At 37.5% G+C, this 17,924-nt stretch carries 15 protein-coding genes; 11 read left to right on the top strand and 4 right to left on the bottom strand.

What is annotated here, in order from left to right; translation table 11 throughout:
- Positions 1 to 29 precede the first annotated feature (29 nt).
- Positions 30 to 1,217 (bottom strand): toxic anion resistance protein, encoded by a 1,188-nt coding sequence (locus IGJ63_RS10415; RefSeq protein WP_002356447.1) that lies wholly within the window; start codon positions 1,215 to 1,217, stop codon positions 30 to 32.
- Positions 1,218 to 1,236: 19 nt separating this feature from the next.
- The gene (locus tag IGJ63_RS10410) at positions 1,237 to 1,917 is read right to left on the bottom strand and encodes a 5-bromo-4-chloroindolyl phosphate hydrolysis family protein (protein ID WP_002356448.1); all 681 of its coding nucleotides are present in this window, start codon (positions 1,915 to 1,917) and stop codon (positions 1,237 to 1,239) included.
- 401 nt (positions 1,918 to 2,318) lie between these two features.
- Between IGJ63_RS10410 and IGJ63_RS10405 the strand changes: the two genes are divergently transcribed.
- Genes IGJ63_RS10405 through IGJ63_RS10395 form a run of 3 tightly spaced genes read left to right on the top strand, consistent with a single transcriptional unit; the run spans position 2,319 to position 3,907 of the window.
- A complete protein-coding gene (locus tag IGJ63_RS10405; RefSeq protein WP_002367189.1) occupies positions 2,319 to 2,903 on the top strand; it encodes an NUDIX domain-containing protein in 585 nt (194 codons plus the stop codon).
- Positions 2,900 to 3,196, top strand: a complete 297-nt coding sequence (macP, locus tag IGJ63_RS10400) for a cell wall synthase accessory phosphoprotein MacP (RefSeq protein WP_002356451.1) — start codon at positions 2,900 to 2,902, stop codon at positions 3,194 to 3,196. The genes IGJ63_RS10405 and macP overlap by 4 nt, the downstream gene beginning before the upstream one ends.
- Positions 3,197 to 3,211: 15 nt before the next feature.
- Positions 3,212 to 3,907: a 5'-methylthioadenosine/adenosylhomocysteine nucleosidase gene (locus tag IGJ63_RS10395; protein ID WP_002356454.1), complete on the top strand. Its 696-nt coding sequence runs from the start codon at positions 3,212 to 3,214 to the stop codon at positions 3,905 to 3,907.
- Positions 3,908 to 3,973: 66 nt separating this feature from the next.
- Here IGJ63_RS10395 and IGJ63_RS10390 read toward each other — a convergent pair whose 3' ends face one another.
- Together IGJ63_RS10390 and IGJ63_RS10385 are read right to left on the bottom strand one after the other, a co-directional pair.
- On the bottom strand, positions 3,974 to 4,240 hold the full coding sequence (locus IGJ63_RS10390) for a GIY-YIG nuclease family protein (protein ID WP_002379749.1): 267 nt from the start codon (positions 4,238 to 4,240) through the stop codon (positions 3,974 to 3,976).
- Positions 4,230 to 4,964 carry a tRNA1(Val) (adenine(37)-N6)-methyltransferase gene (locus IGJ63_RS10385; protein ID WP_002356457.1) on the bottom strand — a complete coding sequence of 245 codons (735 nt, stop codon included), beginning with the start codon at positions 4,962 to 4,964 and terminating at the stop codon, positions 4,230 to 4,232. Before IGJ63_RS10385 ends, IGJ63_RS10390 begins: the two co-directional genes overlap by 11 nt.
- Before the next feature lie 188 nt (positions 4,965 to 5,152).
- On the opposite strand from IGJ63_RS10385, the gene IGJ63_RS10380 reads away from it, so the two are divergent.
- From IGJ63_RS10380 to elrC, 8 genes are all read left to right on the top strand, one after another.
- Positions 5,153 to 5,779 carry a lysophospholipid acyltransferase family protein gene (locus tag IGJ63_RS10380; RefSeq protein ID WP_002356461.1) on the top strand — a complete coding sequence of 209 codons (627 nt, stop codon included), beginning with the start codon at positions 5,153 to 5,155 and terminating at the stop codon, positions 5,777 to 5,779.
- Positions 5,780 to 5,830: 51 nt separating this feature from the next.
- Positions 5,831 to 7,099 carry an exonuclease SbcCD subunit D gene (locus IGJ63_RS10375; protein ID WP_002387178.1) on the top strand — a complete coding sequence of 423 codons (1,269 nt, stop codon included), beginning with the start codon at positions 5,831 to 5,833 and terminating at the stop codon, positions 7,097 to 7,099.
- Positions 7,100 to 7,103: 4 nt separating this feature from the next.
- Positions 7,104 to 10,241 (top strand): SbcC/MukB-like Walker B domain-containing protein, encoded by a 3,138-nt coding sequence (locus IGJ63_RS10370; RefSeq protein ID WP_173968762.1) that lies wholly within the window; start codon positions 7,104 to 7,106, stop codon positions 10,239 to 10,241.
- 19 nt (positions 10,242 to 10,260) lie between these two features.
- Complete coding sequence (locus IGJ63_RS10365; RefSeq protein WP_002362298.1) at positions 10,261 to 13,458, top strand: DEAD/DEAH box helicase; 3,198 nt, start codon at positions 10,261 to 10,263, stop codon at positions 13,456 to 13,458.
- Positions 13,459 to 13,525: 67 nt separating this feature from the next.
- On the top strand, positions 13,526 to 14,431 hold the full coding sequence (gene elrR / locus IGJ63_RS10360; RefSeq protein WP_016618104.1) for an Rgg family transcriptional regulator ElrR: 906 nt from the start codon (positions 13,526 to 13,528) through the stop codon (positions 14,429 to 14,431).
- 133 nt (positions 14,432 to 14,564) lie between these two features.
- Positions 14,565 to 16,736: an enterococcal leucine-rich protein ElrA gene (gene elrA, locus IGJ63_RS10355; RefSeq protein ID WP_010713154.1), complete on the top strand. Its 2,172-nt coding sequence runs from the start codon at positions 14,565 to 14,567 to the stop codon at positions 16,734 to 16,736.
- A 3-nt stretch (positions 16,737 to 16,739) separates the two neighbouring features.
- A complete protein-coding gene (gene elrB / locus IGJ63_RS10350; protein ID WP_438746436.1) occupies positions 16,740 to 17,108 on the top strand; it encodes an LPXTG anchor domain-containing protein ElrB in 369 nt (122 codons plus the stop codon).
- Between the two features lies 1 nt (position 17,109).
- Positions 17,110 to 17,892 (top strand): WxL domain-containing protein ElrC, encoded by a 783-nt coding sequence (gene elrC, locus IGJ63_RS10345; protein ID WP_002384097.1) that lies wholly within the window; start codon positions 17,110 to 17,112, stop codon positions 17,890 to 17,892.
- Positions 17,893 to 17,924 lie beyond the last annotated feature (32 nt).

Raw genomic sequence — 17,924 nt, 5'->3', positions numbered from 1 at the left:
TACTATAAGAAGTTTGTTCTAGACGTTATTTATTGTGTTAATTCTAATAATTTATTTTTCAAATCTTCTTCCATATGGCCAAGTTCGATTTCGGCAGCTTGGCGTTTTTCTTTTCCTTCTTGTTGAATACGTAATGTTTCTTGGATAGTTTCAATTAAATCATTTTGTGTTTTTTGTAATGTTTCAATATCGACTAGGCCACGTTCGTTTTCTTTTGCTGTTTCAATTGCAGAAATTTTTAGCATTTCTGAATTTTTCTTCAGTAAGTCATTGGTGGTTTCAGAGACTTGACGTTGAGCAGTCACAGCATCTTTTTGACGGAGTAAGGTCAAGGCGATGACTACTTGGTTTTTCCATAACGGAATCGCTGTATTCACCGATGATTGAATTTTCTCAGCCAAAGCTTGGTTAGTATTTTGAATTAAACGAATTTGTGGGGCTTGTTGAATCGTAATTTGACGAGCCAAGCGTAAATCATGGGTTCTTTTTTCTAAACGGTCTAGGAATTGGTTATAATCATTAACAATTTGGACATCCATTTGATCTCCAGATTCTTCCGCTTTTTTCATGGCTTCAGGAATAATTTGCGTCCGTAGTTCTTCTGCTTTTAATTCCCCAGCGGCAATATAGATGTTTAAGGCATCAAAATAATCTTTATTTTTTTGATACAATTGATCTAACATGGCATTATCTTTTAAAAGACCATCTTTTTCATGGGTTAATTTGACAGCAATTTTGTCAATTTGCGCACCAATTTTTTGATATTTGGCGGTAATTTCGTAAACGGATTGTTTGACTTTACCTAACATTTTTTGAATAAAGTTGCCTTCGCCAGCACGTAATTCATTGGGATTGGCTTCATTTAAACGAAACATTAAATCGGTCAGTGAATCACCAACAGGACCAATGTCTTGTGCTTGAACGTGGTTTAACATCGCTTGCGAAAATTCGCCGAGTTTGATTTGGGCATTTGAACCATAGGTAATTACTGCTTGTGAATCTTGGACATCAATTTTTGAAGCTAATTCTTTTGCTTGGGCTTGACGTTCTTGTGGTAATTTATCAATTAAACGAGGAGCTGCTTGCTGTTCTTTTAACTCAGATAGTTCATTTTGTTGCGTTGGTGTTAGTTCATCCATTGATGAAAATGGATTACTTAATAAATCGTCCAATGTATTGGTTACAGATGTTGTTTCTTTGGGTTGTTGCTCAGTCATTTTTTTTCCTCCCTAATGATTATTGCTGGTCTTCGTTTACTTGAGGTGATTCCTCAGTTGCAGCTTTTTGCGACAAGCTGCTTTTAGCGATCGACATTTCGACATCTAAATCGTCTAAGTCATCGGAAACGATTTCCTCATAATCATTTTTAACTAATTTTGACAATTGGTCAATGATTTGTGCGCTTTCTTCTAATTTTTCATACGTTTGTTTGTTTTTTACTTCATGTTGTTCGATTTCTAAATGTTTACTTGTTAAGTCAACGATATTTGGTAAATGTGTATAGAGAAAGTGATTGGCTAAGTGTAACTTTTTAGGTTCTTTCACTAACTCTTTAAACAGAGCTTTAGAAACCTTCGTTGTATCATTACGTAAGTCAATCGCCCGTAATTTAGTTGAACGATTCATGTTTTCTTGTAATTGTATGATTTGTTTTTTGGCTGTGCTCATTGTACTTCTGAAAAAATCAATTTCTTGTGGAGATAACCCCAACTCACGATAATGGGCTTCTTTATCTTTCGTTAAGTAAGGCATTTGATCGCTCTTGTCGGCGGCATTTTTCTTTTTTCGATAGAGAACGAATACTAAAAAGCCTACCAGAATCACAAAAGCGAAGAAGCCATATTCTCTAGCGACAGCAATGATTAAGGCTCCTAAAAGAATATAGCCAATCAGTAATTTTGTATTTAATTTGTTCATTTATATAGTTCCTCCTATCTATCTAATCCTCGAAAGAGTCAGCTCTCGTTACAATAGTTATTTTAGCATACTCTGTGAGAGAAAAGACATACAGCGGAAGATGTATTTTATGATTTAGTGAAATCCTAAGAAAAAAGTATAAAACGCAAAAAAAGACCCGTCCTAATTGGGGGTAGGACGGGAAAGGAGTTAAAAATGAAAAAGTGTTTTGTTAGGGTTGTTTGTTGGTATGCTTAAATAATACAAGGAAGTTGTGAATTTTTTATGTCTATTTTTTTTCGAAAATGTAATTTTTTTCTAAAGCAATAAATTTTTTTCTTTGAAAAGGGTTTAACTAGAGAAGAAGGGGTGCGATTTTTATCATTTTAGGGTATGATAAACAAGAAAGGTTGGTGAAAGATATGTTAAATTATGAGGACTTCGAAGAAAAAACACTTCAACGTCGAGAAATTTTTAAAGGAAAGATTATTGATGTTTTTTTGGATGACGTGGCTTTACCGACAGGCGGCACAGCTAAACGCGAATTGGTTTTTCATTCAGGCGCAGTAGCTATGATTCCGTTAACCGCAGAAGGAAAAATCGTCTTAGTTAAACAATTTAGAAAACCCTTGGAACAAGTGATTTTAGAAATTCCAGCGGGAAAAATTGATCCTGGAGAAGAAAATCAACTGGAAATGACGGCTATGCGGGAATTAGAAGAAGAAACTGGGTATCGTGCAGGTCAGCTCACCTACATAAATTCAATGTATCTGTCACCAGGATTTGCTAATGAAAAATTGGCTCTCTATTTGGCAACGGATTTGCAGAAAGTCGAAAATCCGCGTCCTCAAGATGAAGATGAAATCTTGGAACTTTACGAGCTAACAATAGCTGAAGCCAAAGCAGAGGTGGCAAAAGGCACGATTTGTGATGCCAAAACACTTTTTGCTATACAATACTGGGAATTGTATTTACTGCAGAGACAGTTTAAGGAGGACACGCAATGAGCAAAGGTCCGTTAGTCACTCGGACAGAGCTTCGCAAACGCAGAGAAGCAGAAGAAAAAGAAGCGGAACGTCGTCAGCAAGAAGAGCAGAAGCTGGCGGAAAAAGCGTATAAGCGAAAAGAAAAAGAAATTTCGACGTTTTATCGTAAAGAAAAGAAAAAACAAAAACCGATCAACAAGTCACGAGTAGGAGAATACTCGAAGCGTCGAGAACGGAGTACTTGGTTAAACAAGGCAATTATTATTGTAGCGATTTTATTAGCCGTTGTGGCATATATCGTTTTGAATTTATAGAAAAGAGGAATCACTATGAAAATTGGAATTATTGGAGCAATGGATCAAGAGGTCAAAATTCTAAAAGAAAAATTGACAGACACGATGTCATGGGAACGAGCAGGCGCTTTATTTGTTTCTGGTTCGTTAGGAAGACACGAGGTGATTGTGGTTCGTTCAGGAATTGGTAAAGTGGCCTCAGCTGTGACCACGACTTTATTGATTCATCAATATGGCGTAAATATGGTGATTAATACAGGTTCTGCTGGTGGTATCGGTGAAGGACTAAAAGTTGGCGATTTAGTCATTGCAGACAAATTAGCTTATTTTGATGTTGATGTCACTGGTTTTGGTTATGCCTATGGACAATTGCCTGGTGGTGTGCCTTTGTATTTTGAAACAAGTGAATACTTGCGGATGGAAATTGCGAAAGCTGCTGAAAAAACTGGTTTAGCTATTCGTAAAGGATTGATTGTTACTGGAGATACTTTTGTGGATAGCGCTGAGAAAATCGCCAAAATTAAGAAAGAGTTTCCTGAAGCCTTAGCTTGCGAAATGGAAGGCGCAGCAATTGGCCAAGCGGCTTCACAGTTCAATATTCCATTCTTAGTTGTACGGGCAATGAGTGATACAGCAGATGGCGAAGCAACTCAAAGCTTTGACGAATTCATCGATGAAGCTGGGAAAAAATCAGCCGAAATGGTTATTCATTTTGTCGAAAACTTAGTTTAAAAAGAGAAAGAAACAGCCCTCATTTCATCAATGAAATGAGGGCTGTTTCTTTTTGCTTGTTGTCACTTAATGGAAAGTTTTTAAATACTGTTCTTTTTGTTTACGCGTTAATTTTTTAAAGGCGGCTTCGGCTTTGGTGGCCTCGCTACGTGTTTCAAATTTCTCTGTATGAATCATTATGACTGGGCGACGTTTGGCTAACCGTGTATATTTTGCACCAGTTCCGCTATTATGTTCGGTTAATCGACGTTCTGGCTCAGTTGTATAGCCACCGTAAAAGGAACCATCTTGGCAAAGTAAAACATAAAAATAATGGGATTTCTTATTCTCCATACAGCATAGCCTTCATTTCTGCTTCGTATTCGTTCTTTTCATTGTATGTAAAAAGAGGTGGTAACACACGAAAACCGTCTTTTTTGCCTTGTTTAATGCCTTCAATTAGTAAAACATTGGCTTCTTTGCCTGGCTTCGGATAAACAAACCGAGCTTTTTTCGGCGCAATATTGGCGTTTTCCATGGCATGTAAAATATCCAGGAAACGATCAGGACGATGAACCATTGCGAGGCGACCATTTGTTTTTAATAAATCCGCCGACACAGTGACCACTTCTTGAAGAGACGTGTGAATTTCATGACGGGCAATCGCTAAGTGCGGGTTTGGATTTTTTTGGCTAGTTGGTCGTTCTTTAAAGTATGGGGGATTACATAGTACTAAATCCACAGAATCTTTTTTGATGACTTCTGTCGCTTGTTTTAAATCACGTTCATACATCGTTACTTGTTTTTCCAATTTATTTAATAGAATACTTCGTTGACCCATATCTGCCAAACGAGGTTGTAATTCGATTTGGTCGATCTTTGCAGCTGTTTTCCGACTAACGAAGAGGCCGACCGCGCCATTGCCAGCACACAAATCGACAATCTTGCCTTTTTTTGGTAGTTGCGGAAAATTAGCCAATAAGACTGCATCAATGGAAAAAGAAAAGACTTCTTTGCTTTGAATAATTTGAATATCATCCGCATATAATTGATCAATCCGTTCGCCGGATAATAACATAGATTAAGAACCTCCAACTTTTCATCTGATTGTTCATGTATTATACTACTTTTAAACCCGTATGACAAAATCTGTTCCCTAGATTAGTAGGAACATGTTATTTCTCTGATTGATAGACGTAAAAAAAGCTTGTCAAAAGGTAGAGCTTTCGGCATACTAGAAAGCGGAGAGAAGAAAGGAAGAAAATTATGTTTTTTACATTTATGCGTGGCGTGGTTCGCGTCATTTTATTTGTGATTAATGGAAATGCACATTATGAAAATAAAGAAAAATTACCAAAAGACCAAAACTATGTCTTAGTTGCGCCGCATCGAACATGGTGGGAACCGCTGTATTTAGCTGTTGCTGGCAGTCCTAAGAAGTTTAGTTTTATGGCAAAAAAAGAGTTGTTTAAAAATCCTGTTTTACGTTTCATTTTAAAACATGCGAATGCGTTTCCAGTGGATCGTGAGAAGCCCGGTCCCAGCGCGATTAAAACACCTGTCAAAATTTTAAAAAATTCTGATTTAAGTTTGATTATGTTCCCTAGTGGCACGCGTCATTCCTCAGAATTAAAAGGCGGGGTAGCCTTGATTGCTAAAATGGGGCGAGTACCTATCGTGCCATCTGTTTATCAAGGTCCATTAACTTTAAAAGAGTTGTTTAAACGTAAAAAAGTAACGGTTCGTTTTGGGGAGCCAATCGATATTAGCGATATTAAAAAAATGGATAAAGACGGTTTAGCTGAAGTGGAACGTCGGATGCAAGAAGCATTTGATCAGTTAGATAAAGAAATTGATCCAACTTTTAAATATGAATCAACAGAAAAAGAATAAAACAAACCGCTACAAAATAGGAATGTTACTGGCAGGTAGTCTCATCAAAAGATGATGCTCCCTGTCTTTTTTCTTGCGTTAAGAAAAAAGTTTGTTAAAAATCTAATTCTTCTGTCCGATTTTCTTAAAAAATACCAGAAATTTGTTATAATAATAAGAAGGACTTTTTTAGGCGGTGAAAAAATGAAATTTTTACATACAGCAGATTGGCATATTGGCAAAAAATTACATGGTTTTGATTTATTGGCAGAACAAAGGGAAGCCTTTGAACAAATCTTAGCAATTGCGAAAGAAGAGCAAGTGGATGCTGTTGTGATCGCTGGAGATTTGTATGATCGCTCTGTTCCAGCAGTTGAAGCAGTCGAGATTTTTAATGAAATGATGATTCAAATGAATCTCAAAGAGCATTTCCCCGTGTTAGCTATTTCGGGAAACCATGATAGCAGCACGCGTTTAGAAACAGGAGGCCCTTGGTTTAACCAAACGCAATTTCATTTGAATACGCGTTTAGAACAAGCCTTTCAACCAATTGAAATCGACAATACCCAATTTTATTTGTTGCCTTATTTTGAACCGATTGCGGCTCGCTTATATTTTGAAGATGAAACGATTCGAACGATTCAGGCGGCGATGGAAAAAGTTGTCGCGAAAATGCAGGAATCTTTTCTCCCCAATAAAAAACAGGTGTTAGTTAGTCATTTTTTTGTCGCTGGCAGTGAAAAAACTGATTCTGAAACAAAATTAACAGTGGGTGGTTTGGATGTTGTACCGACGGCTTTGTTAGAGCCTTTTGATTATGTCGCGTTGGGCCACTTACATGGAAAAAATGCGTTGCAGGCACCTAATGCTCGATACAGTGGCTCGCCTGTAAAATTTTCTTTATCAGAAATGACACAAGAAAAGGGTGTTTGGCTTGTTGAAACAGAAGCTGAAGTTCATTTTCAATTCCGTGCTTTGAAACCATTGCGAGACATTCAACAATTGACGGGCTCGTTTCAGCAGTTAACGGATCCCGCTTTTTATCAAGAAGTGAATCGGGAAAATTATTTACATGTCCAATTAACCGACCGAGCGATCATTCCCAACATGATGAATCAATTGCGAAAAATTTACCCCAAAATTATTGGGTTGGAACGTTTGAATGGTCGAGAAACAAGCAGCGGAAATCAGAAAAAAGTGGTACAAATAGAACAACGTTCACCAGAAGAACATCTGCATGACTTTTTTAACGATGTGACAGGAGAGGCCTTGACAGAACAACAAGCACAATGGGTCCAAGAAGAACTGAGTACACTTAATCAATTAGAAAGAGGGAAGTAATAGGATGAAACCATTATCTTTAACATTGAAAAACTTCGGACCGTATATTAATGAAACCATTGATTTTACGAAGTTTGAAGATTCTTCACTTTTTCTAATTAGTGGAAAAACAGGGTCTGGGAAAACAACGATTTTTGATGGAATGAGCTATGCTTTGTTTGGTGAAAGTTCTGGGAAATTACGTTTAGGCAAAGAAATGCGTTCCACATTTGCTGACCCCTCAGAAGCCACTGAAGTTACTTTGCTTTTTAAACATAACGAGTATCTCTATGAACTGAACCGCCTTCCCGAACAAGAACTTTTTAAAAAACGTGGCACAGGAGTCCGTAAACAAAGTGCCAAAATTTCTTTAATTGTCAAAGATGCTCAAGGGAAAGAACTACGAGCCTATTCTAAAAGACGCGAAGTGGACGAACTCATTCAAGAATTATTGCATTTGAATGCCAATCAATTTGCTCAAATTGTATTGTTACCACAAGGAGAGTTTCGGACTTTTTTAATTGCTAAAAGTGATGAAAAAGAAAAGGTTTTGCGTAATTTATTCGGAACAGAATTGTATCAGTTGTTCAGCGAAAATTTAAAAGAACGCTTAAAAATTGCCAATCAAGAGATTCAAGAAACCCAGCAAAAAATTGAACTGAAAACAGAACAGTTGCATTGGTCAGAAGAACCTGAACCGACAATGACACTTTTTGAAAAACTTCAATTATTAGAAAGCCAACAACAAGAGGCTCAGCAACAACTATTAGTTGAAAGAGAACAAATTGCAACCTTAAAACAAGCCAAACAAGCAAAAGAGCAAGTTCGTTATGCCATTGAAGAACGGCAAAACTTGCAACAGCAAAAAGAAGAATTACTGGAAAAGAAAGCAAAACAAGCTGAACAGGAAACCGTCATTGAGCGGCTAAAGGAACAGATTCAGCAATTAAAATGGAGCCAAAAACAGCAATCTTTAGCTGAAAAAGTCTTTGAAAAACGAAGCGAAAAACAACAAAAAGAGCAAGAAACAAAGTCCAAACAACAAGCTCTTATGGAAACGCAACAAGCATTGACAGATTGGCAAGCAATCATGAGTGAGTTGGAAGAACAACAACCATTGATTGCTGAAAAACAAGAACGTCTTCAAACGATTCAACGTCAATTACCACAATACCAAGAATATGAACAGTTAGCCCAACAACAAATAGCAGAACAAGCCAATTATCAAGCCATTCAAAAAGAGTATGAATCTTGCCAACAGGAAAAAATAACATTAGCGGATAAAGTGGCGACAGCCAAACAATTTATTGAACAAGAAGGAACACTTGAAAAAGCAAATTTTGAATGTTCTAGTGTAGCAGATCATTGGCAAAATTTTGTAGAACGTTGGCAAAAAAATCAAAAAGCTTGGCAAAAAATTAGTCAAAACCAAGGGGAATTGCACGAGTTGACACAACGGTTTGCTGTTGAACAGCAACAAAAAAGCGCCGAAGAAGCGAAGTTGCAGACAAAGAAAAGTCAATGGGCCTCTTTACAAATCCAACGATTAAGCTTGTTACTTGAAGAGGGGGAACCTTGCCCAGTTTGTGGCTCTTTAGAACATCCAAAACAACAAACTCATCAAGAAGTTTCCTTAGAAGAGATTGATCAAGCGGAACGGGAATTAACGGAAGTTGAAAAAACGGTTCAACGATTTACTGAAACGCTCTCTGCATTAGGGGCGGAAAAGCAACAGAAAGAAAGCCAATTACAAGAACAGGAAGCTGCGTATACTGAGGAACAAGAACAATTAGCAGCGCAGTTTGCTGACTTGCAGTTGCCGTTAACAGGACTAACTTTTTCACAAGTAACACCTGCAGAAATTGCGGAAGTTGAGTCGCAATTAGCTAAAGAAAAACAACAAATAGCACAAAAACTAACGGAAATTTCAGTCGAAAAGGACCATCTAGCGGAACTAGAAGAACAAGTAGCTGAAAATTCCCAACGCTTTGAAGTGCTCCGACAACAAGTAGAAACAATGCAACAAAGTCTGGAAAGAATCACTATCCAGCAGCAAATGATTGCTAGCCAATTATTGGATGCAACCGTCACATACGAAGAAATGACCAAACAACAAACTTTGCTTCAAGAAGAACTCTCTGCATTTGAACGTCAAAAAGAAAACGTGACGACACAAGGAGAAACCTTGAAGAAAGAAGAAATGATCCTTGAAAGTACGTTGACGCATTTGGAGAAAGAACAACAAACACTTCAACAAACAGTCGCACAACTTGAGAGTCAGTTAAACGCAGTTTTAACGGAACAAGGAGTGACAGAGGACCAATTGACGGAGTGGTTGAAAGAGGTACCGACACTAGAAAGTCAGCAAGAACAAATTGCTTTATTTGAACAAGAGCAAACCCAACTGACTATCCAACTCGCTGAAATTGAGAAAAAATTATCTAGTGATACGTTCCCAGAATTATCTTTAATCACCACAGAAATTGAACAAATAACACAACAAATTGAAGAACAAGAAAAAAAATACTATCAACTGCATGAAAAAATGCAAAATAACCAACAGTTGGTTCAAGAAATTAATGCGCAAAGAACAACAATTGAAGACAAGTTTGAGGAAGTTGCTGCACTACAGCAGTTGGCAGATACGGTGAATGGCAATAATCCTAAAAAAATTAGTTTTGAACGGTATATGTTACAAACGTATTTAGAAAGAGTGCTGACAGTCGCTAATCAGCGTTTAGACCGCCTGACCAATAGTCGTTATCAATTTGAATTGAATCACGAAGCAGGCAGTTATCGGAATCAAACGGGGCTAGAAATCAATATTTATGATGACAATTCAGGGACGGTACGCAGCGCTCACACGTTATCAGGCGGGGAAAGTTTTATAGCAGCGTTAGCTTTGGCACTTTCTTTAGCAGAAGTGATTCAAGAACAAGCAGGCGGAGTCTTAATTGATGCGTTGTTTATTGATGAAGGCTTTGGTTCCTTAGATGAAGAAGCATTGGAAATGGCAATGGAGGCGTTAGAAACGATTGAAAATGAAGGCCGCATGATTGGGATTATTAGTCATATTGGCGAATTAAAAGCACGAATTCCACAACAATTACAAATAAAAAGCAATGGGAATGGTCAAAGTACCGTTCACTATCAGCTAGCTTAGTAGAAGAGGAGGTGAGTCGATGAAATGGAGTATTCCAGAGCGAATCGTTGAACAAGGACGCGAATATATGCAAGAAGGCCGGGTCTTATCTATCGTTCAAAATCCAGAAAAAAGGATCTGGTTGTCTGAGGTTTTAGGGGAAGAACTTTATCTTGTTGAATTGGATGGTACCGCCAAAGAACAAGATGTTTGTGAATGTCAATATTGGATGGAACATGGCTATTGCAAACATACAGTGGCAGTTGAACTGGCACTGAAACAACGAGGCGTGTCAAGAATTATTCAAGCGAATCAAACAGTCAGTTTTGAGAAAACAAATCGATCAACAGCTGAAATGTTTACCAAAGGCTTTGCCAAATTAAGCAAAGCTTCTGCCGAAGTTCCCTTGCAGCCTTTACGTTTAGAATTTCATTTAGATGTGATCGAAACGAATAATTACTATCCAGAATTATCAACGATTGGTCTTTCTTTAAAAATTGGTTTGGAAGGCACCAAACCTAAAACATATATTGTGAAAAATATTGGTGATTTTTTACAAGCATATGAAAAGGAAATGACTTTTATGGTGAATAAACAACACCAATTTACTTTGCTACATGATTCTTTTTCAATGGAGATTCAAGAAATTTTAACAGAACTTGCGGCAATTTATCATACCAGCCAATTATTAGGTGCAAACGGTATTCAAGTTAAAGGGAAAATCGACAAACGTTATCTATTATTACCAATTGATCGCAGTCAATCGTTAGTTGAAAAAATGAATCGAACGGGTCAGTTTATATTGACCAATCAAACTCATAAGTATCGCTATCTAACGTTCAAAGAAACCAGTTTGCCACTTACGTTTACAGTGCAAAAAACCGAGGAACAAAGCTTCAAATTAACTATTCAGAATCCTATTACAACGTTTCTAGCCCACTATCACTGGGCGATTGCGGATCAAACGGTTTATTTACTAACAGAAGAGCAGGAAGCCATCTACACCACGTTACTTCAATTAATGAAACGCTTGGAAGAGCCGTCCATTATTTATGAAAAAGAAACAGTTTCTGATTTATTTAGTGAAGTGTTACCATTATTGGAAAAAATTGGTCGAGTGTCTGTTGAAGAATCAGTTGAAGAATTAGTCGTCCATCATCCTTTAAAAGCAGTCTTTATTTTTAAGAAAATTAAAGGTCGGATTAATGCTCGAATTGACTATCACTATGGAGAAGTCATTTTCTCGACAAACCCGAAATATGCTCAATTACCTGAAGTCAATCAAGAAATCGTTCGAGATAAAGCAAAAGAAACAGCAATTAAGCAGCAATTTCAACAGTTTGCCTATCAGCAAACAACCACAGGCTTTGAAAAAGTCTTACCTGCTGGAGAGTCCTTGTATTATTTCTTTAAAGCCGAAGTTCCAGCTTTCCGTCAATTAGGAGAAGTTCGGATGGGACGGAAATTACGGGAATTGTATTTAGATGCCCAGCATCATCAACCAACGATTGAAGTTGCGGAAGGGGATTCTTGGTTGGATATTCGGTTTGATGTCACTGGCATTGATGAAACCGAAATCGATGCAGTATTGACTAGTCTGCTACGTAATGATGCTTTTTATACGTTAAAAAGTGGTGAAATTCTTGCTTTTGACTCAGAGGAATTTTTCCATACAAGTGCAATTTTAACGAAGCTGCGAAAAAATATGCATCAAGAAGACAATGTCATTCATGTGCCCAAAAACCAAGGCCTCATGATCGAAAGTTTATTAGAAGACAACGAGCGGGCACATTTTTCAGATTCCTTTAAAAAAATGGTCACGGATTTAACACATCCAGAAAACTTTGAAGCGCAAGTCCCCAAAACCTTACAAGCAACGTTACGCCATTACCAAGAAACAGGGTATAAATGGCTGAAAATGCTTAGCCATTATCAATTTGGCGGTATTTTAGCTGATGAAATGGGTTTAGGGAAGACACTACAAACCATTACCTATTTACTTTCGGAAAAAGAAGAAGAGCGCTTGAAAGGGACAGCTTTGATTGTCGCTCCTGCAAGTTTAACCTATAACTGGTTAGCCGAAGTCAAACGTTTTGCGCCAACCTTAAATGTTCAAGTGGTTTCTGGCAATCGCCAAGAACGAGCAGCGCTTTTACAAAATAGCACCGAAGATATTCTGATTACTTCTTATGCAAGTATGCGACAAGATGTTCAGCTTTATCAGGAAATGCGTGTCGGCTATTTGATTCTAGATGAGGCCCAAATGGTTAAAAATAGTGGGACTAAAACGGCGCAAGCCTTAAAAAGTTTAAAAGTACCCCAACGTTTTGCATTAAGTGGCACACCAATTGAAAATAATTTAGATGAACTGTGGTCAATTTTTCAAATGATCTTACCGGGATTGTTCCCAGGCAAAAAAGCCTTTCGAGAAATTAAGCCGGAAGAAATTGCCAAAATGATTCAACCATTTATTTTGCGACGAGACAAGAAAACGGTGCTTGCAGACTTACCAGAAAAAATTGAAAATAATATGTACAGTGTCTTAACAGAAGAACAAAAAACGGTTTATTTGGCCTATCTAAAACAAATGCAAGCAGATGTCAGTCAAATGGATCAGGCGACCTTCAAGAAAAATCGCATGAGTATTTTAGCAGGCTTGACCCGTTTACGACAAATCTGTTGCGATCCGCGTTTGTTTATTGAGGATTACACGGGAGGTTCTGGCAAAGTGGAACAAGTCAAAGACTTTTTAGTGGCTGCCAAAGAAAACAATCGTCGTGTCCTATTATTTTCTCAGTTCACAAGTATGCTTTCTATCTTAGAAAAAGAATTGAATGAATTAGGCTTAGAGACGTTTTATTTACGAGGAAGTACGAAGCCTCAAGATCGGTTAACAATGGCGAATGCCTTCAATGAAGGAGAAAAAGATGTCTTCTTAATTTCATTGAAAGCAGGGGGAACCGGACTAAATTTAACTGGTGCAGATACAGTTATTTTATACGATTTATGGTGGAATCCCGCAGTCGAAGAACAAGCGGCTGGTCGGGCACACCGCATGGGACAAAAAAAAGTTGTTGAAGTGTGGCGGATGATTGCAGAAGGAACGGTTGAAGAAAAAATGAATTCCTTACAGCAAGAGAAACGCGAGCTGTTCCAAAAAGTGATTCAAGGAAATGAAGAGCAATTAGCGAAAATGACGGAAGAAGATATTCGCACAATTTTAAGCATTGGAGAATAGCCGTTCAACTTAGTTGCTATCTTATTTAAAGAGAAATGGAGTAATTCGTTTGAAACAAAAAGAATATATGGAATATCGGCCGCTAGGTGAAGAAATTGAACGGATTCGTAAAGGAAAAAATATTCCTCTGCGTGTCTTTGATGAAAATGGTGTTTCTAGTCGAAGTTATCAACGCTTTGTCCAAGGAAATAGTGAATTGCGTATTTCGGATTTAGCCATTATTGTCGAAATCTTGTCTATTTCGCCGATGGAAATGACAGAAAAATTAACGCCAATGTCCAAAACAGTTTTAGCTAAGGAGCAGTTTAATCAAGCAATCTTTAGTAAAAATTTTCAAGAAAGTAGTCGAATCGTTGCAGATTATCGAGCGTATTATGATAAATCGTCTTTTGCTTTAGGAAAGCAAGAAGTAATGTATTCGATGTTGGCGTTGGAATATCTTTTTAACCCTCAAACGGTTGTGACAAAAGAGGAAATTATTGCATTAGAAAATCAGATTCTGGAACGATTAATTAATGCCGATGTGTATACTATTTTTAATTTGAAATTTTTAGCATTACAAAAAAACGTTGGCTTGCAGCCGTTTCCAACTTCGTTACTTTTTCGTGTGCTACAATCTGTCAATGAGCGGGAAATTATTGATATTCGCTCGCTAGAAATTATCGAGCAAGTAATTATTGATTTTTTATTTGCGGCGATTGTCAGCCAAAATGTTCCCCATATTCTTCATGTATTAGGCATGTTTAAAGAATATGAAGTGGGTGAAAATAACTGGCGAATGATCCTCTGGAAAAAAATAGCAGAAAAAATAGAAATGATTTTAACCAATGAAGAAATATTCGCAGATTGGTCAATCTTTAAAGAACAAATCCTCTTATCTATCACATTGTTTTTACCAAAAGCCAAACAAGAATTTTTTGCTGGGCAATTGGAAAAAATAGAGGATAGTTTAAAAGAAATAAAAGAAAACTAGGCATAATTGAGAATTTGTCATAATACATTCTGGTTGTCTTGTCTATACAAATTAATTTGGACAGTTTGTCGTAATTGAACCCATTTTCAGTTGATATTCACTATAATTAAGAAAATATCAGGAGGTGAAGTTTATGAAAAAAATGTGCATCTCCGCAGTTAGTGCCTTACTTTTGGCTAATAGTTTGCTACTTCCTGTAACAACTTTCGCCGAAACGACCGAAACAATCGCATCCTCCAGTGAAGAAAATGTTTCATCTGTTTCAGAAGAAAAGATTCCAGAAACTTCATCAGCAGAAGAGCAAAATTCAGCAACCAGTAGTTCGGAGATTCCCCAATCAGAAGAGTTAACGACTGTTGAAACAAGTGAAGAGCCGCCAAATGAAGCACTAGCGATAACGGAAGCACAACTGATGATGCCCCAATTATACGCAGGTGCTGTCTTAGATAAAGCGACGCCTATCAGTACACTATTTCCTGATCCAGCCTTTGCGGAAAATATCAGAAAACAGTTAAGCAAATCTCGGACCTCTAATACTGTCACCCAAGCAGAATTGGATAAACTGAATAAAGTTATTTTAGAAAATGTCGTTGTTTCTAATGTGGAAGGAGTTCAATACCTAAGAAACTTAGAAGAATTATCTTTTCAAGATTCGCTCAATGTAACAGATTTGAGTCCTTTTGCTAAAGGTGAATTTAAGCTATTACGTTTTTTATATATGAGAAATAATAAAATAGCTGATCTTAGTCCGTTAGGTCAAGCAGGATTAATTAGTTTAGAAGGCTTGTATGTTGAGAACAATCAATTAACGACATTAAATGGACTTGAAGGAATGGCTGCTTTAAAAAATTTAAGTATCCAAAATACGACAGATCATCCGTCAAAAATCACGCCGAATAATCGAGTGACTTCCTTCGACCCGCTTCGTTCTCTTCGTAATTTAGAAACCATTTGGGCTGCCAATAATCAGATTGCTACTTTAGATGGGCTTACGGAAGCAAATAACCTACTCCGTCTTTATGTGGAAAATAATCAATTAAAAACAATTGCGCCCTTGGCGAATAAGCCACGTCTAGAAGAGTTGAGTATTATGAATCAAACGATTGCTAGTCTGGAAGCTTTAAGCACTGTTCCTAATCTGCGTGTACTGTATGCAAGAAACAATCAAATTTCTTCCTTGGCACCGTTAGAGAAAACACTCAATCTAACAGTTTTAGATGTGGGAGAAAATCAAATTTCAGATATCAGTCCGTTAAAAGGCTTAACGGCCATTACAGGGCTAGATGTATCTAATCAAATGATTATCTTATCTTCTGTCGATTATATTGCTGGGAAACCACTGCAATTAAAAAATAAGGTGGTATCTCGTGATGGTCAACTATTTCCACCGCTGACGATTAGCCCTTATGGAAGTTACGATGCCACAAAAGGACTGTTTGAATGGAATTTACCCAAAGCTCATGAAGGCGTTTCTTATATCTGGGAATCAACAGATAAAGCATACTTAGGGAACTTTTCTGGAACAGTCGTCCAACCTGTCAAAGAAGTTTTCTTAAGTGAAACGAAACTATCTTGGTCAAAAGAGCGTATAGAAAAGTCGATGGAAAAAACAATCGATATTGATGACTTTCAAAAAACAGCCCTGCCTTTTTATTGGCAAGATGTCGATGCTGGGAATAGATTACAATTTATTGTCAAAAAAGAGGGTCAAGAAATCCAGAAATTAGCAGATGAAACAACCACTAATTCTAAAACATTTAAGGAAAAAGCCTTGTTATTACCAGAACTAACTTATGGAAAACAGCAGTTGGTCGTGGAAGTCTATGATAAAGGCTACAAGATTGATGAATTAGCGCTAACAGTCACTGTGGTTGGCTCTGTCAGGTTCAAAACGGTACCCACAGCGATTTCCTTTGGGAATGAGCTGCAAATCGCTAGTAGCACGACCCAATATCCAATTGTTTCCATGGATCAACCATTAGTGATACGGGATACTCGTCAAACAGGGAATAATTGGTCGCTTGCACTAACCGTTACTTCTGATTTCAAATCTGAATCAGGTGCTACGTTGCCGAATATTTTAAAATTTAGAACCAACCATCGCTTACAGGACATTCCAGAAGGCCAATCGATTCTTGTTCACAACCAAGTCAATGGACATCAAGAAACAAATATTTCTGATCAATGGAAAGAAAATGACCAAGAGTTGTTATTATCTGTTCCTGGAGGGACGGCCAAAGCAGAAGAATACGAAGCAAAACTAACTTGGCACTTGATGGACGTACCTGATGGCAGTGCAAAATAGGGGGTGAGTCTTATCGAAAAAATAGTTAGCGGTGTATTGCTATTAGGATTGATTTCATCAGTTGATGTATTTGCTGAAACAAATGCCTATCCGACAAATGCAGAAGTTTCTTTTTATGGCGAGTATGAACCACCAGCCAACAAAGAAAAACCAGATGGTAAGATACCACAGCGTTTCCCCAAGCAGTCGGAAGCAATACCAGCAGTGAGTGGAGAATCATTGAAGCATTCAACAAGTAAAACGGTTGATCAAAAAGGCTCAGGCTTCTTACCTCGAACTGGTACTAAACAGCAACAAATGTTTAATTATCTCGGAATAATAGTCATCTTTATGGCTAGTTTTATTTTAAAAAAAAGAAAGAAGGAACAATAAAATGAAAAAAATTATCTTATCAACAATCCCCGCTATCACTTTAGGCGTGGCTATTGCACCAGAAGTGAATGCAGAAGAAAAAAACTATGAATCAAATGCCATCGTAGAATTTACACCGGATGCCTCTATCAACAAACCTGTCGATCCAGTGAATCCAGATACCGAAAAACCTGTTGAACCCTTTGATCCAACGACACCAGACACAGGCAATAAGCCAAATGAAGGAACAACTGGTCCACTAAGTATCGATTATGCTTCTAGTTTAGACTTTGGCAAAAATAAAATTTCAAATAAAGATGAAAAATATTATGCAAATCCACAATACTTTTTCTTGGCAGACGGTTCTGGTCCTGATTTGACTAATCCTAAACCAAATTATGTACAAATTTCCGACAAACGCGGAACGAATGCCGGTTGGGCCTTAACAGTTAAACAAGAAACACAATTAACAGCGACAAAAGAAACATTAAATAAAGTTTTAGACGGTTCAGAAATTAAATTAAGTCAAAACAAAGCAGTGTCTAATTCCAAAGCAGTCACACCAACTGCGCATGAAGTAACTTTAGTAGCTGGCGATTCATCAAATGTGATGTCTGCCGCTGAAGGTCAAGGTTCTGGAACTTGGCTTAGTGCGTTCGGTGGGATTGAAAAAGTGGAAGTTGACGGTGAAAGCGTAGATAAAAATACAGCGATCACATTAACTGTACCAGGAGCAACACCAAAAGATGCTGTTCAATACAAAACTGTTTTAACATGGACAATCGCTGATTTACCAAGCGTATAATTATTGAAACTATAACAATAGAAGAGAAGGAG

Source organism: Enterococcus sp. DIV1375a (assembly GCF_051712205.1).
Classification (GTDB): domain Bacteria; phylum Bacillota; class Bacilli; order Lactobacillales; family Enterococcaceae; genus Enterococcus; species Enterococcus faecalis.
Note: the sequence above shows the minus strand (reverse complement) of the source record. Positions and strands in the feature narration are given on the sequence as shown.